We start from the raw sequence: 14980 nt of genomic DNA on the forward strand, positions 1-14980 counted from the left end.
CTGTTCTTGTTGTCAGTATTGCAGGCTGAGCGAGAGGCCGAAGGCGCGCGGGCGGACGATCGAAGCCGCAACACCCCCCATCGGTGCGGAGTCCGGCCCACCGAGCGCGGTGAAGCCGCGGGCATCGGTCAGGTTCCGCACATAAGCTTCAAGCGTGATATTCTCGAAGCTCACGCCTGCGTGCAGGTCGACAAGATCGTAGGACGGTAAGTCACGCTGGCCGAGAGTGGAGTCGAAGCCCGACTGCCGCGAGCCCGTATGGCGCCAGCTACCGCCGACGGAGCCCGTCAGCGTATCCGAAAGCGGCCATTCATATTCGGCACCGAGCGACGATGAGAATTTCGGCACATAGGGCAGGCGGTCGCCGTCCAGTGCGCCGGTCAGCGGATCGGCGTCCTCGGTCAGCTTGGCATCCACATAGGAAGCGCTACCGGTCAGGGTCAGGCCTTCAAACGGGGAATAGATCGCCGAGAATTCAGCCCCCTGGCTCTTGGCCTTGCCGCCGTTCGAGTTGACACCGTAATTGTCGACCGAGACGAGAACCTGAATGTCGGTCCAGTCGATATAGAAGAGCGACGCATCGACGACGAGAGTGCGCTCCAGAAGTTCGGCTTTCACGCCCGCCTCATAGTTGGTGGTGTAATCGGGGGCGAAATCGCGAGGTACCGATGTCGGTGCGGTGGGCGGCAGGGCGTTCGGGCCGCCCGGACGGTAGCCGCGTGCCACACGGGCGTAGAAAGTGGTGGTCTCGTTAGGTTTGAAGCTCGGTGCGACCGAGAAGGTGAAGGCATTGTCGGAAGATTCGCCATCAAAGCTCGAAGCAGGGCCTGCGAGCAGGCCGGAGGAAGTCTGCAGGTTTGTCTGGTCGTTGCTGCTGTAGCGTGCGCCGACCGTCAGGTCGAACTTTTCCGAGAAGCTGTAGGTGGCGCTCGCAAAGGCCGCGAGCTCTTCATAGTCGGAATCAAGGCCGACAAGCTGCAGTTCGCCAAGCCCCGGGAAGATATCGCCGGTTGCTGCATCGGCCCCGTAAAGGGTCTGGTGCAGGGCGTTTTCTTCTTCCGAATAATAGCCGCCGACGGTCCATTGCAGCGGGCCGTCACCGGTCGAATCTACACGGAGTTCCTGAGTGAAACGTTTCTGACCCATGGTGGCATCAACACCGGCGCCAAGCGGCACGCCGAGGATCGAGGTCAGGACAGGGCCATAATAGGCGGAATAGTCCTGGGTCTGCACCTGATCCAGTTTGCCATAGCTGGTGGCCGAGGTGAGGGTGAAACCTTCAAGGTCCCATTCTACCGTGCCGTTATAGATGCGATATTTGACGTCGTTATTCTGAACCAGCAGGCGGCTCTGCTCAAGGTCGCCGAAAATCGGCGCATAGGTCGTGCCGTCCACGTCGAACGAGTTGTCACCATTGCTGTTCAGGTCCTGCAGGTTGGCGGACAGGAGCACCGAGAAATTGTCGGTCGGTTTGAACAGCAGGCTGGCGCGGCCGCCTTCCATGGTGCCGCTGTTGACATGCTCGTTGCCATTCACGTCATCGATGAAGCCACCGTCCTTGCGGTGGAAGCCGCTGGCTCGCAGGGCAAGCTTTTCGCCGAGCGGTACGTTTACGGCACCGCGCAGGGCATAGCCGGTGTCACCACCCTTCAGGGTTTCGACACTGCCTTTGGCAGCCGCTTCAAAGCCCTCTGTCGACGGTTTAACGGTCACGAATTTGACAAGGCCACCGAGCGAGTTGGCGCCGTAAAGGGTACCCTGCGGCCCGCGCAGGATTTCCACACGCGCGACATCGAACGGGTCAAGGTCGGGGGTCAGGATCGAGCCGTTGGCAAGGCCTGTGGCCGAGCCATAGGGTGTTTCGTCCACATAGGTGGCAACCGTTGCACCTACGCCACCCGTGTTGATGCCGCGCAGGATCAGGCGCGTCTGGCCCGCTTGGGTGGTGGTGAAGGCCGCACTTGGCACGCGCGTCAGATAGTCATCGAAGCGTTCGGCCTGTGCCGCGGCCAGTGCCTTGGACGACAGGACGGAAACGGACTGCGGTACGTCCAGAAGGCGCTGTTCGCGCTTCTGGGCGGTTACGATGATTTCTTCCAGTTCAAAGGCATCGTCTGCCCCACCTTCTGCTTGTGCAACGGCAGGCAGGGTCAGTGCGATAGCGGCGCTTGAAGCAAGAAGCATTCTCGACAGATGTAACACGGCAAGACCTCCCAAATATGTGTGATTTTTGTTAAGCGTATCGCTGTTTTCAATATTAGCAACATTTTTCTCATTGTGATAATGGTGAGCTGCCGCTTGCACACGGGCGCATCACATGCAGACTGGGGGCAAATATGGAAGCGATAAGGAAAATCATGGCGGCTCACCCCGGAATTACTTTGCGCGACATCCGCACCGAACGGTCGATGACCCTGAAGGAACTGGCTGAAAAGTCCGGTATTCCGGTGTCGACTCTTTCCAAGCTTGAAAATGGCAAGATGACGATGACCTACGACAAGCTGGTGCGGATCGGCATCGGTCTTGGCGTCGATCTCGGTCGGCTCCTGAGTACGCCGCACACCGAAACACGCCCGGCGCAAACCGCACTCGGGCGTCGCTGTGTGACGCGGGCTGGCAAGGAAACCAGTGTGCTTTATAAAAGGCACCGGCATTTCTATCCGGCGTCGGAACTGCTCAACAAGCAGATGGTGCCGATGATCATCGATGTGAAGGCCCGTAGTATTGAGGAAATCGGCGGCCTCCTGCGCCATACCGGCGAAGAATTCCTCTATGTGCTTGAAGGCACGATGGAGTTGCATAGCGAGCTTTACACGCCCCTGAAGCTTTCGGCGGGGGATTCCGTCTATTTCGATAGCGGCATGGCGCACGCCTATATCCTGGCGGGCGAATCGCCTTGCCGTGTTTTGGCGGTTTGTGCGGGTGCCGGGGTCGACGCGCTTGCCGAGGCGGTGCTGAACACCACCGGGCAGGGCGAGGATTCGGCCGAATCTGACGACTGATTTTCAAAAAATTTCATATCTTGAAAATTTTTGATTGTTCTGAAATGCTGCGCGCATGATGAACACCATTTCCCCCATTCCGGCCTCGCCGGCTGAAACAAAGGGCTGGCCTTCGGCGACGCAGGGCTGGCTGACGGTCGCGGCTTTCTGTGTGGCGGCGATCCTTTCCTATACCGACCGCCAGATCCTCAGCCTGCTTGTCGATCCGATCCGGGGTGACCTCCTTATCAGCGATACGCAAATCGGTCTCCTGCAGGGCATGGCGTTTGCCATCGTCTATTCCTTCGCCGGCATCCCTTTCGGGCGAATGGCTGACCGCACCGCCCGCCGGACTGTGGTCCTTGCCGGGATTGTGGTCTGGAGCCTTGGCACGCTTCTGTGCGGGATGGCTGGGTCATTCGGTGAATTGTTCGCGGGCCGCCTGATCGTCGGGATCGGCGAAGCCGCGCTCGCCCCTGCCGCCACCTCGATGATCGGCGACCTGTTCCCACAGGAGCGGCGCGGCGTGGCGCTCGGCGTCTTCATGATGGGCATGGTGGTGGGCGGCGGTGTCGCCATTGGTATCGGTGGCGGCATCCTGACGCTTGCGACCGGCGGCGCGTTTGAAGGCCTTCCCTTCATCGGGGATCTTGCGCCCTGGAGGACGGCGCTGGTGCTGCTGGCGCTAGCCGGCGTGCCACTCCTTATAGGCCTTGCCTTCATTCCGGAGCCCGCTCGGCGGGGGCTCGCGGAAGGTGGCAGCGACGGACTGCCGCTGCGCCGTACCTTTGAAATGCTCGCCGCGCTACGCTGGCGTATCCTGCCGCTGGTGCTTGGCTGCGCTATGATGGCGGTTGGTGATTTCGCGATGCTCAGCTGGGCGCCGGCGTTGCTGTCGCGAAACTTCGCAATGGCGCCGGGCGAAATCGGCGCGCTCCTCGGCACACTCATTGTGATTGCCGGGGTTATTTCCACCGTCGGCGGCGGCTATGTCAGCGACCGGCTGACGCGCCGCTCGGGTGCTATTGGCCGCGTCCATCTGGCGGTGGTGGCCTGCGTGCTGGCCCTTCCCTGTTCCTTCATCTGGTTCGCGACCGGGCCCTATCAGGTTCTGGCGCTTGTGTCGCTCTGGACCATGATTTCGACGGTTGCGGGCGTCACCGGCATCGTCGCCCTGCAGGAAAGCGTGCCGAATGAGCTGCGGGGCCTCAGCGTTTCCTTCATCGGCTTCGGCAACATTCTGGTGGGGCTCGGTATCGGTGTCACGATGATCGGCTTTGTGGTCGATCATGTGTTTGTCGATCCGCTGTCGCTTGGCAAGGCGCTCACGCTTTGCGTAACCCCCGCCGCCATCATCGCCATCTTCAGCTTCGCGCTTGCCGGGCGCGCCATCCGGAAGGCTTCCCCCTTATGAAACCCCTGTCGATTTCCGCCGTGATGGATCCGATGCGCCTGCGTCAGCCCTTCCGCATTTCGGGCTATGTGTTCGAGGCGCTGCCTGCTGTTGTCGTCACGCTTGATGATGGCGCCTACACTGGCCGGGGCGAGGCGGGGGGCGTTTATTATACTGGCGACGATACCGAGCATATGCTCGCCGAGATCGAGCGCTGCCGCGACGACATCATCACCTGCGAGAGCCGCGAGGCTTTGCGCGCTGTGATGCCCTCGGGTGGGGCCCGGAACGCGGTCGATGCGGCCATGTGGGAACTGGAATCCTTCCGTGCAGGCAAGCCGGTGTGGCAGCTTGCGGGCCTTGCCGAGCCGAAGCCGCTTGTCACCACCTTCACGCTTTCCGCTGACGATCCGGCGACGATCCTCCGCAATCTTGAAGGCTACCGGGACGCCAGGGCGATCAAGCTGAAGCTTGACGGCGATTTCGCCGCCGACGCCGAGCGGGTGGCAACCGTGCGCAAGGCCCGGCCGGATGTGTGGATGATGGTGGACGCCAATCAGGGCTATTCCATCGGTGGGCTCGACGCGCTCGTCGGTGTACTTGCCGATCATGATGTGTCGCTTCTGGAGCAGCCCTTGCCGCGCGGCAATGAGGCGGACCTTGAGGGCTTCAAATCCCCGGTGCCGATCGCGGCGGATGAAAGCTGCCTCGATCTCAGCGAGATTCCGGCCATTCTCGGGCGTTTCCAGGTGCTGAATATCAAGCTCGACAAATGCGGCGGGCTGACCGAAGCGTTGCTGATGGAACAGGAGGCGCGGCGGCTGGGGCTGCAGGTGATGGTTGGCAACATGGCGGGGTCGAGCCTCGCGGCGGCCCCCGGTTTCCTGCTGGCACAGCGTTGCGACATTGTCGATCTCGATGGTCCGTCTTTCCTCGCGAAAGACCGTGACGTAGGGGTCACCTACACGGACGGCCGGGTTTTCTGCCCGGCGGAGGTCTGGGGCGCATCTGTCGCCTGAAATTATGATGAGAACGAAGTAACTACCTGCACGCCGGACGCAAGCCTTGCGCCTCCGGGCTGATGCTCTATAGTCGCGTCGTTCATAAAATCCGCGCAGATGTGATATTCGCAAGATCGTTGCAGCGGATTGCTATTGTTTTGATGTCGAATGAAAAGGTCAGCCCGCCCTCATGATGTTCAATGCCGCCAAGCATGACCGTCCCGAAACCCACAAGTCGGGTATCCTGCCGCCTGTTTTCTTCCCCGCAGCCGGGGCGATTGCGCTGATTGTGATTGCCACGATGGTGGCAGGCGACGCTGCTGCGCCCTTTTTTGCGAAGCTGCAAGGCTGGATCACCCATACGGCAGGCTGGATCTATATGCTCGCGGTGACCGGCTTCCTCTTGTTCTGCCTGTATCTGGCGATGAGCCGGTACGGCGACATCAAGCTCGGCCCCAATCATGCCGAGCCCGACTATAGCTATCTTTCATGGTTTGCCATGCTCTTCTCTGCCGGTATCGGGATCGGCTTGATGTTCTTCGGCGTCGCCGAGCCCGTGACGCACTTTCTGGCGCCGCCGGACGCAGAACCCCGCACCATCGAGGCCGCGAAGGAGGCGATGCAGATCACCTTCTTCCACTGGGGCATCAATGCATGGGGCATTTATGCCATCGTCGGGCTGATCCTCGCCTATTTCAGCTTTCGCCATAGGCTGCCGTTAACGATCCGCTCGGCGCTTTATCCGCTTATCGGCAACCGGATCAACGGTCCCATCGGTCACCTTGTTGACGTGCTGGCGGTGGTCGGCACGCTGTTCGGGGTGGCGACCTCGCTCGGCTTCGGCGTCGCGCAGGTGAATGCGGGGCTTTTCTATCTGTTCGACGTGAATGTCTCACCCGAGGTGCAGGTGATCCTGATTGCGGCGATCACCGCCTGTGCCACCGTGTCCGTGGTCACCGGTCTTGACGCCGGGATCAAGCGCCTGTCGGAGCTTAATATGGTGCTCGCGGGGCTTCTTCTCCTGTTCGTCATCATCGCCGGGCCAACGATCCTTTTCTTCGACAGCCTCGTGCAGAATATCGGCCTTTATGTGCAGACGATCGTGGAGCGCAGTTTCCGCCTCAATGCCTACACGGGCGACGAGGAATGGCTTGGCAACTGGACGCTGTTCTACTGGGGCTGGTGGATAAGCTGGTCGCCGTTTGTCGGCATCTTCATTGCGCGCATTTCGCGCGGGCGCACGATCCGTGAATTCATCATCGGCGTGCTGCTGGTGCCGACCGCCTTCACCTTCATCTGGATGACGGCGTTCGGCAATGACGCGCTGGCCTTTGAACTGCGCGGCATGGGCGGCGCCATCACCGAGGCTGTGCAGCATAACCTGCCGCTTGGGCTCTTTCATTTTCTTGAGCTGTTTCCGGCGTCTTTCTTTGTTTCATTCCTGGCCCTGATCCTGATCATCACCTTCTTTGTGACCTCGTCGGATTCCGGCTCGCTTGTGATCGATACGATCACCTCGGGCGGGCATCTGGAGCCGCCAGTCTGGACCCGTGTGTTCTGGGCCGTCACGGAAGGTCTGGTTGCAGCTGCCCTGTTGCTGTCGGGCGGCCTTGGTGCCTTGCAGACGGCAACGATCACGACCGCACTGCCTTTCACCTTCGTCATCATCTTTGCCTGTATCGGGCTGATGCGGGGCCTGAGGATGGAAGCGGCCAAGCTCACGACCGCAGGTGTGGTGCCGGACGTGCACGTGGGCGGCAAGGAGATCGGCTGGAAACAGCGGCTGCACGCGCTGCTGGCGCACCCGAGCAAAGAGGAAGTGGAAGCCTTTCTGGCGGAGAGGGTAGTGCCCGCGCTTGCAAAGGTCGCAGCCGAGGTTCGGAGTAGCGATTTCGATGCGTCGGTCGAGCTGTCCGCCAGTGGCACCGAACTGCGCATCCTGCATGGCGGCGAGATCGACTTTCGCTACGCGGTCCGTTCGCGTGGGCTTCTGAAGCCCGATTTTGCCTATATGGAGCGCGGCAGCGAAGATCCTGATGAGCGCTTCTATAGGGCCGAAGTGCATCTGCTGGAGGGCAGCCAGAATTACGATGTTTACGGCTTCACGGAAGAGCAGCTGATCCACGACGTGCTCAGCCAGTATGACAAGCACATGCACTTCCTGCATCTGTCGCGGGTGTGATGCTTAAGGCGTGAAATCTGCCGGGGCTGCGGCCCCGAGTGCAGCTTTCAAGGGTGCGAGATGCGGCGCGAAGCGCTGCCAGATGCCGATGCCCTTGGCATTGATCGGCTGACGGACCTGCTCCGAACTTGCTGTCCTGACCGAACGATCGGTCTGGTGGAAATTCAGACAGGCTTCCTCGAACGGCAGGCCGCAGAAATCGAGCATGCGGCGTACCTGCACGTCCAGACCGGCGACCACATCTTCATGCTGCACGTGCAGTACCTGATCGGGCATCACGCTATCCCAATGGTCCATAAGCGACACATAATCGCGGTAGTACTGACCGATGTCCTTGAGACCGTAGGTAAACTCCTGCCCCTCGGCGAAAAGCTGCTTGAAGCCGCTGACGCAACAGTCGGCGGCGTGGCGACGGGCATCGATCACCTTGGCGTTCGGCAGGATCAGCTTGATGAGGCCGATATGGCGGAAGTTGTTGGGCATCTTGTCGATGAAGAAGGGTGCGCCGGCACGGTATATCTTCGTTTCCTCGATATAGCGCTCGCCGAGTTCGCGCAGCTGTGTATGGCTCAGCTCATGCAGAATGTCGGGGTAGCGTGGCGCTTCCCCCTGTTTGCGGCGACCATTCAGGCGGTGAGCGATGGCCAGAATGTTCGGCAGTTCCATCGTGCCGTCGACCATTGAATGGGAAGCAAGGATCTGCTCAAGGAGCGTTGAGCCCGCCCGCGGCAGGCCAACAATGAAGATGGGCGCGTCATCGGGGCAGCCGTTACCATCATGCTTTTCAAAAAGGGCAGGGCCGCAGGCTTCTTTTTGAAGGGCAAGCTCGGCTGTCATCGCATCGGCGTCATACCGTAGCTCTGCTTTTTTCAGCGCATTGCCGCGTTCGTAGAAGCGGAAGGCTGCTTCCACGTCATCCTGGTCCTCGTGCGCCTTGCCGAGGGCGAAACACAGATGATAACGGTCCGTCGCGCCAGTTGTATCGGCGGCTTCGGCCTTGGCCATCTGTTTCATTTCCTCGTCGGTGAAACGATAGGTCTTGAGGTTTGCGAGGCTCCAGAAAGCATCGCCAAGATCGCGCTTTTCGCGGTAGGCGGCGCGGTAGGCGGCCACGGCATCCTCGTGGCGGCCGATGGTCTTCAGCGCATGGCCGCGGGCAAGCTGGATCGCGGCGGTGTCATCGACCTGCGCGACGACACGGTCGTAAATATCGAGGGCGGTTCTGTGGTCGCCGGTCGCCACACATTCGTGCGCGTAAAGCGCTTCATAGGCGGGATTGCCGGGATCGTCTTGCATCAGCCGTTCGGCTTCCTCGCGGGCGCGGGCGAATTTCTGGCGCTTGTGCAGCACATTCACATAGTCAAGTCGGGCGAGCTCATTGTGGGGCTCCAGCACCAGCACGCTTTCGAGCAGGAATTCGGCATCGTCCAGTATCTGCAGTTCCATGCCGATCAGGGCCAGCAGCCGCATGGCTTCGGGGTGATGCTGGTTTTTCTGCAGGAAGGCACGGCAGAGGGCTTCGGCCTTGGCGAGTTTGCCCTCATGCAGAAAGCTTGTAACGCTGACCAGTTCGCGCGGCATCGCGGTGAAACGCTCAAGATGGCGTTTTGCATTGGCAGCAGCCGGCGCGTCTCCTGCGGCATTGAAAAGCTGCACCAGCATCTGCCAACTGGCAATCAGCGCGGGGTTCCTGACGACGGCGCCCTGATAGGCGCCGATGGCGGCGTCGGCATCGCCGAGGCTGCGCCACAAGTGGCCGGCTTCCTGCCATGCGCGGCCATAGTCGGGTCGGGATTTCTGTAATTTTTCCAGATGCGCGAAGGCCGCTTCGGTGTGGCCGAGATAGCGGCTCGCGACGGCGGCCATATAAAGCGCGTCTGCGTGGGCGGGATCATCGGCCAGTGCCTCTTCGGCGGCTTTTAGTGCACCGGCCATATCCTGCTGTTGCAGCAGGCGGGTGGCGGTGGCGAGCTTCTTTTCAATCGGGGTTGGGTCGGTCATGGGTCCGATCCTAAGGCGCCGGGCGGCGAGGGGAAAGCCCCGCCGCCCGGAAAGGGCTCAATAGTCGTAGGTGACCTTCAGGCCGATGGTGCGCGGACGAGCGGTCGTCACCCGCAGGATGTCGTCCTGCTGGTTGATGTAAAGCTCGGGCCGTTCGTCCCAGATATTCTGGATGAAGAGCTCGGCACCCCACCTGTCCTTCTTCACGCCTATCGCCCAGTCGGATGTGGCATAGCCGCCCTGGCGTTCGCGGTCGGCGGCAATGAGCGAGCTGTAGCTGTGCGTTGCCAGCTGCAGGCTGCCCTGCACATAGGCGTCATAGTCGCTGTTCACGATCCATTCGTATCGGGCACGCAGGTTGGCCTGGAACTTGGGTGTCAGCGGCAGGCTGCTGCCCACAGGCGCGAGCTCGATAGCCTCGGCTTTGGCGGCTTTCAGTTCCGTATGGTTATAGGAGAAGGCGCCGAAGACGGTGAGATTATCCGTGGCAAGCCAGCTGATATCCCCCTCGATCCCCTTGATGCGGGCATCGGCCGAATTCTCGATGAAGGTCAGGATCGAGACATTCTGCGGATCGAAACGCGAAATCTGCATATCGGTCCAGTCGATATAATAGGCATTACCATTGAAACGGACGCGCCCGTCAAAGAGAGTGGTCTTCCAGCCAAGCTCGTAATTTTCCACATTGTCGGTGCCGTAGGTGACGCCGACGGTCGGGAAATCGGGGTTGGCAGAAGGAATGCCGCCACCACGGTTGAAGCCCCCGGGGCGATATCCTTGCGACCATGTGGCATAGAACAGGAGATCCTGTGTCGGCGTGTAGCTGAGGTTCAGCTTGAAGATCACGTCGTCGGCCTTGAGGGGTTCGTCCGTATGGCCACCCGAGGTGTCATAATCGCGTCCCGCGTCGTTATCGACAGAACCGGCGAACGGGCCGGCGGCGAAGTTCGAGGAACCGGTGAAGTCTTCGCTGATATCATAATAGCGCGCGCCGCCGGTGAGGGTCAGGCGGTCCGGCACGATATCGAAGGCGACTTCACCGAAGAAGGCGATCTGCTCTTCGCTCCGGGTGATATCATTGAAGAAGGCAACACCTGCGGGCCGGGTCGACGGGTCGATATTGTTGGCCGTCGGGATCGGGGCATTCGGTGCGAAGCCCAGATACTGGGTGGCCTCATACACGAAGTCATCAAGCGATTTGATCTCGACATCGTCATAGAAAACGCCACCCACCGCGCGGATGCGGTTTTCCTCAGGCGTTGCGAAGCGCAGTTCCTGCGTGAAGCGCTTGTGATACTGGCGGCCCTTGAAGCCCTTGGTGGGGTCGAGGCAGGCGCGAACAGCATCATAGCTGCAGGTATAGTAAGCGATGAAAGCGCCGGTATTGTTGTAACCCGTATAGTCGATCGATTGGGTCACGTCGCGGTCCAGATAGCCGCCGGTATAGACAACATCCAGCATGGCAAGGCGGCCTTCAAGGGTCCAGGTGGTCAGTCCGAAGCTGTCTTCAAGCTCATCCGGGAAGTAGCGCTCTACCTGAAGGTCGCCGACCTCGGGGTCGTAATCGAACACGCCATCCGCACCGAGATCCTGCTGGGTATGCTGGGCCAGAAGGCTCCAGTCCTCATTGATCTGCAACTTGGCGCCGATGCGAACGCCGCGATAATAGCTGTCGTTGAAATCCTCTTCGGCGAGATCGACATTCGACGCGGCTTCATAGGTCGTGTCGGCGGGCAGGCCGGCCACGGCGGAATCCGGGTTCACAGCGGGATCAAGCGTGAAGGTGCCGGGTACGTTATCGATATAACCGCCCTTGTTGATGCTGTAGACAACGGCCCGCATGGCGAGCTTGTCGTCCACCACCGGTACGTTGATATAGCCCTCAAGCCCTTCGCTCATTTCACCGTGGCGAGTGAAGGAAGCGCTGCCGTTGAAGCCGGCCTGGAATTCATTCAGTACCGGCTTTTTGGTGATGAGGCGGATGGTGCCTGCCTGCGAGCTGGCGCCGAAAAGCGTGCCCTGCGGGCCGGCAAGAACCTCGATCCGCTCCATATCAGCGGCATAAACATCAAGGTTGCGGCCGGGAGCGGTTACCGGCTGCTCGTCCAGATACATGGCAACGTTCGGCGTGGTGCCCTGCGCGCCCGACAGCATCACGGTGATCGGCTGCACAGCCATGCCGCGGATGAAGACGGTCGACTGGCCGGGGCCGCGCCCGCCCGAGCTTACGTTCGGCAGGAAGCGGATATAATCGTCGAAATTGCCGATATTCTGCTGCTTGATCGCAGTGCCGCTCATCGCCTGAACGGCAACGGCAACGTCTTGCATGCTGGCCGTCCGCTTGGTGGCGGTGACGACGATTTCCTCGAGGACGCCGCTATCGTCCGCCGCACTGGCGCTGTGACCGACTGTCAGCATCGGGGCGGACGCCATGAGCGCCAGTTTCAGCGCTTTGCTCTTGGTCATAAAGGCAATCTCCTTGTTTTCGTTTCATTGGTACCGGCCCATGCGCAGACGCAGGCAGAAGCCGTCGTCAGCAGTGGGGAACTGCAGCGGCATAGGCGACAAATATATTTTGAATACGAAGTATCTGTTATCGGCGTGTGGCTGGAATGTACAGGAAGACGGACCAATAAAGGCGAAAATTCCGGGATTTATGCTGCGGGTGCAGCATATATGTCACAGGGTATAAGTTTGATATCAAAGCATAAGCCAAATGAGGACACCAGAAATCCCCGACGTTGCGGCGCGAAAAAGGCAGGCGGTTCCGGGGGCGCTTCAGTAGATGCGATCGGGCAAACCCGAGCATTCTGTCGTGTCATCTAATCTTCCAGAAAGGTTCAAGTTTCGGTCACTGAACCGTAACGGTCAGCGGGCATTAACGCTGCACCCTCTTCGGCCATAAAAAGCCTTTCCAAATCGAAGAGGTTTTTTTGATTCATCAGATCAAGAGTGCAGCACAATGAAAACTGACTTCAAAAAGGCGCTGCTTGGCGCGGGCAGTCTGCTCGCCTTCGCAGTAGCAGCTCATGCAGAGGAAACTTCAACGGTTGGCGGCGCGGAAGACATGGCGATCGACGAGATCGTCATTTCGGCCCGCAAAACCACTTATGCCAACAACGCGACCGACGCGATCATGATGGACCAGAAGCCAGCGGCTTCGAGCGTCCTTGCTGTCGTTGACAGTCTCCCCGGTATGTTTATCGCTGAAGGCGGCCCCTTCGGCTCGGACGACTGGTCGACCACCGTTTCGGTGCGCGGCTTCACCGTCAGCCTCAGCGAACAGCAGGTCGGCATGACCATCGATGGCCTGCCGAACGGCAACTCCAACTATGGCGGCGGCGCCAAGGCCAACCGCTATATCGACAGCGAAAACATGGAACGCGCCGAAGTTTCGCAAGGGACGGCCGATATCGCCTCGCCCTCGCACGAAGCACTTGGCGGTACCATCAACTTCGTTACCAGCGATCCCTTGGAAGAGCAGCGCTTCTGGGGCAGCGTCAGCATGGGCAACAACAATGCCCAGCGCTATTTTGCCCGCTATGATACCGGCGAGTTCGCCGAAGGCACGCGCGCCTATTTCAGCTATTCGAACACCCAGAACGATGCCTGGATCGGCAATGCCGGCGGCACCGAGCGCGATCACTTCGAAGCCAAGATCGTGTCGGAAATGGACCAGTGGAAATTCACCGGCCGTCTGTCGTTCGATGATGTGACCGAAGCCAACTATCAGCAGATTTCGCTCGCCGAGTTCGAAGAAAACCCGAACTGGGACCGCCTGACCGACGAAATCACCGGCATTCCCTATATCGACCAGGTTTACCGCCCGGTCTGGGGCACACTGCGCCGCAACTGGTTCGCTTACGCGAAAGCCGAATATCGTGGCGACAATTTCGACTTCACCGTCGCGCCTTACTATCACGACAACTGGGGTCGTGGTGACTGGGCACCGCCGTATATCGTGGCGGTCACCGGTGGCGACGTGCAATCGAACGGCACCATCTATGGCGGTTCGGCTGCTGGTTCCTACACCTATGTTGACGCTAACGGCACGCCGCTTGCCCCGATCGCAGGCTGCACGGCAACCCTGCCGTTCCCCTATGGCGGCAGCTCGCCGGCAAGCAACCCGGCGTGTTATGAGGCTGGCGCAAATCCGGTCAGCTCCTACCGTCACACGCACTATGGCAAGAAACGCTACGGTGTGACAGCAGACGGCGCCTACCGCCTTGGTGAAATGAACACCCTGCGCGCTGGCCTGTGGTGGGAAAACAGCGACCGTCACGAATATCGGGACTGGCACAATATCATCGATCCGCGCTCCAGCGTGCAGTTCGATGACGTTGCTTACTGGCGCCAGTATGACCGCGACTTCGATGTCGACACGCTGATGCTGTACGCTGAAGACACGCTGGAACTTGGTCGCCTGCAACTGCGCGGCGGCATCAAGAAATATCTGGTGGATCTGACCCGTACCGACAATTTCGGGACCCAGGCACAGCAGGAAATTGAATCGGATAGCGATATCCTGTTCAGCGCCGGCGCGCTCTTTGCCGCCACCGATAACCTCGAAGTGTTTGCGGGCTTTGCCCAGAACTTCGCGGCCATCAAGGACGGCGTGATTGAAGGTGCCGCCAGCGTCACCAACCCGGAAATTCCGGATCTGGAAGGCGAAACGGCTGACAACTTCGATTTCGGCCTGCGTTTCGGCAATGGTGCGGTTCGCGCCACGATCACCGCTTACTATGTGAAGTTCAACAACCGCATCACCTTCGTTTCGGCGGGCGATCCGGTTGACGGCGTCGACTATCTTGAAGAAGGTGAAGGCGCCTACTTCAACGTCGGCGGTATCAAGTCGAAGGGTATCGAGGCCAGCATCTCGGCTGACTTTGCTGAACACTGGAACATCTACGGCGCCCTGACTCTGAACGATTCCGAATATACGGAAACGACGGCACAGGTCACCGAAGGCAACAAGGTGGCGCTGGCCCCCGAGTTCCAGCTCGTTGGTACGCTCAGCTACTATAACGACGGTGTGCGCGCCGGGGTTTCGGCCAAGCATGTGGGCGAGCGCTACGGCAACTTCGCCAACACCGAAGAAGTGCCGAGCTACACCACGGTTGATGCCTGGGTTGGCTACACGATGCCCGAAGGCACCATCCAGGGTATCGGCGAAATCGACTTCAGCCTGAATGCCACTAACCTGACGGACAAGCGCTATCTCGGTGGCGGTGAACCCGGTGCCTACTTCATCGGCGCCGAGCGTCAGATCACGGCTAATATCGGCTTCAAATTCTGATTGATGGTCCCTCGGGTTCCCGTGGATCCGTGACCCTCATGGGCGGCTTCGGCCGCCCATCTTTTTTGGGGCAGGGCAAAGAAAAAGGGCGGACCGGATGGTCCGCCCTTTCTGGTGTTGTGTTGG

Annotated in this window: 8 protein-coding genes; 5 read left to right on the forward strand and 3 right to left on the reverse strand. The window is 60.0% G+C overall.

Annotation, left to right across the window (positions count from 1 at the left end):
- Window positions 1-12: 12 nt before the first annotated feature.
- A complete protein-coding gene (locus tag OU694_RS00885; protein WP_308909120.1) occupies window positions 13-2202 on the reverse strand; it encodes a TonB-dependent receptor in 2190 nt (729 codons plus the stop codon).
- A gap of 134 nt (window positions 2203-2336) precedes the next feature.
- On the opposite strand from OU694_RS00885, the gene OU694_RS00890 reads away from it, so the two are divergent.
- The 4 genes from OU694_RS00890 (at window position 2337) to OU694_RS00905 (ending at window position 7557) form a co-directional block, all read left to right on the forward strand.
- Window positions 2337-3002: a helix-turn-helix domain-containing protein gene (locus OU694_RS00890; protein ID WP_308909121.1), complete on the forward strand. Its 666-nt coding sequence runs from the start codon at window positions 2337-2339 to the stop codon at window positions 3000-3002.
- Window positions 3003-3057: 55 nt separating this feature from the next.
- On the forward strand, window positions 3058-4395 hold the full coding sequence (locus tag OU694_RS00895; RefSeq protein ID WP_308909122.1) for an MFS transporter: 1338 nt from the start codon (window positions 3058-3060) through the stop codon (window positions 4393-4395).
- Window positions 4392-5393: a dipeptide epimerase gene (locus OU694_RS00900; RefSeq protein ID WP_308909123.1), complete on the forward strand. Its 1002-nt coding sequence runs from the start codon at window positions 4392-4394 to the stop codon at window positions 5391-5393. The genes OU694_RS00895 and OU694_RS00900 overlap by 4 nt, the downstream gene beginning before the upstream one ends.
- Before the next feature lie 172 nt (window positions 5394-5565).
- Entirely contained in the window at window positions 5566-7557 is a 1992-nt protein-coding gene (locus OU694_RS00905) for a BCCT family transporter (RefSeq protein ID WP_308909124.1), read from the forward strand.
- Window positions 7558-7560: 3 nt separating this feature from the next.
- On the opposite strand, the gene OU694_RS00910 is transcribed toward OU694_RS00905, so the two are convergent.
- Together OU694_RS00910 and OU694_RS00915 are read right to left on the reverse strand one after the other, a co-directional pair.
- Window positions 7561-9558: a tetratricopeptide repeat-containing sulfotransferase family protein gene (locus OU694_RS00910; RefSeq protein WP_308909125.1), complete on the reverse strand. Its 1998-nt coding sequence runs from the start codon at window positions 9556-9558 to the stop codon at window positions 7561-7563.
- Window positions 9559-9615: 57 nt separating this feature from the next.
- Window positions 9616-12024 carry a TonB-dependent receptor gene (locus OU694_RS00915; RefSeq protein WP_308909126.1) on the reverse strand — a complete coding sequence of 803 codons (2409 nt, stop codon included), beginning with the start codon at window positions 12022-12024 and terminating at the stop codon, window positions 9616-9618.
- Window positions 12025-12520: 496 nt separating this feature from the next.
- Here OU694_RS00915 and OU694_RS00920 point away from each other — a divergent pair, with 496 nt between their 5' ends.
- On the forward strand, window positions 12521-14854 hold the full coding sequence (locus OU694_RS00920; RefSeq protein ID WP_308909127.1) for a TonB-dependent receptor domain-containing protein: 2334 nt from the start codon (window positions 12521-12523) through the stop codon (window positions 14852-14854).
- Window positions 14855-14980: the final 126 nt, after the last annotated feature.

It is taken from the genome of Pseudokordiimonas caeni, from assembly GCF_026719705.1.
GTDB classification, from domain to species: Bacteria; Pseudomonadota; Alphaproteobacteria; order Sphingomonadales; family Kordiimonadaceae; genus Gimibacter; species Gimibacter caeni.

Coding starts and splice junctions, on each gene's coding strand:
- OU694_RS00890 (WP_308909121.1), top strand. CDS start 2,337: ATGGAAGCGATAAGGAAAATCATGGCGGCTCACCCCGGAATTACTTTG.
- OU694_RS00895 (WP_308909122.1), top strand. CDS start 3,058: ATGATGAACACCATTTCCCCCATTCCGGCCTCGCCGGCTGAAACAAAG.
- OU694_RS00900 (WP_308909123.1), top strand. CDS start 4,392: ATGAAACCCCTGTCGATTTCCGCCGTGATGGATCCGATGCGCCTGCGT.
- OU694_RS00905 (WP_308909124.1), top strand. CDS start 5,566: ATGATGTTCAATGCCGCCAAGCATGACCGTCCCGAAACCCACAAGTCG.
- OU694_RS00910 (WP_308909125.1), bottom strand. CDS start 9,558: ATGACCGACCCAACCCCGATTGAAAAGAAGCTCGCCACCGCCACCCGC.
- OU694_RS00915 (WP_308909126.1), bottom strand. CDS start 12,024: ATGACCAAGAGCAAAGCGCTGAAACTGGCGCTCATGGCGTCCGCCCCG.
- OU694_RS00920 (WP_308909127.1), top strand. CDS start 12,521: ATGAAAACTGACTTCAAAAAGGCGCTGCTTGGCGCGGGCAGTCTGCTC.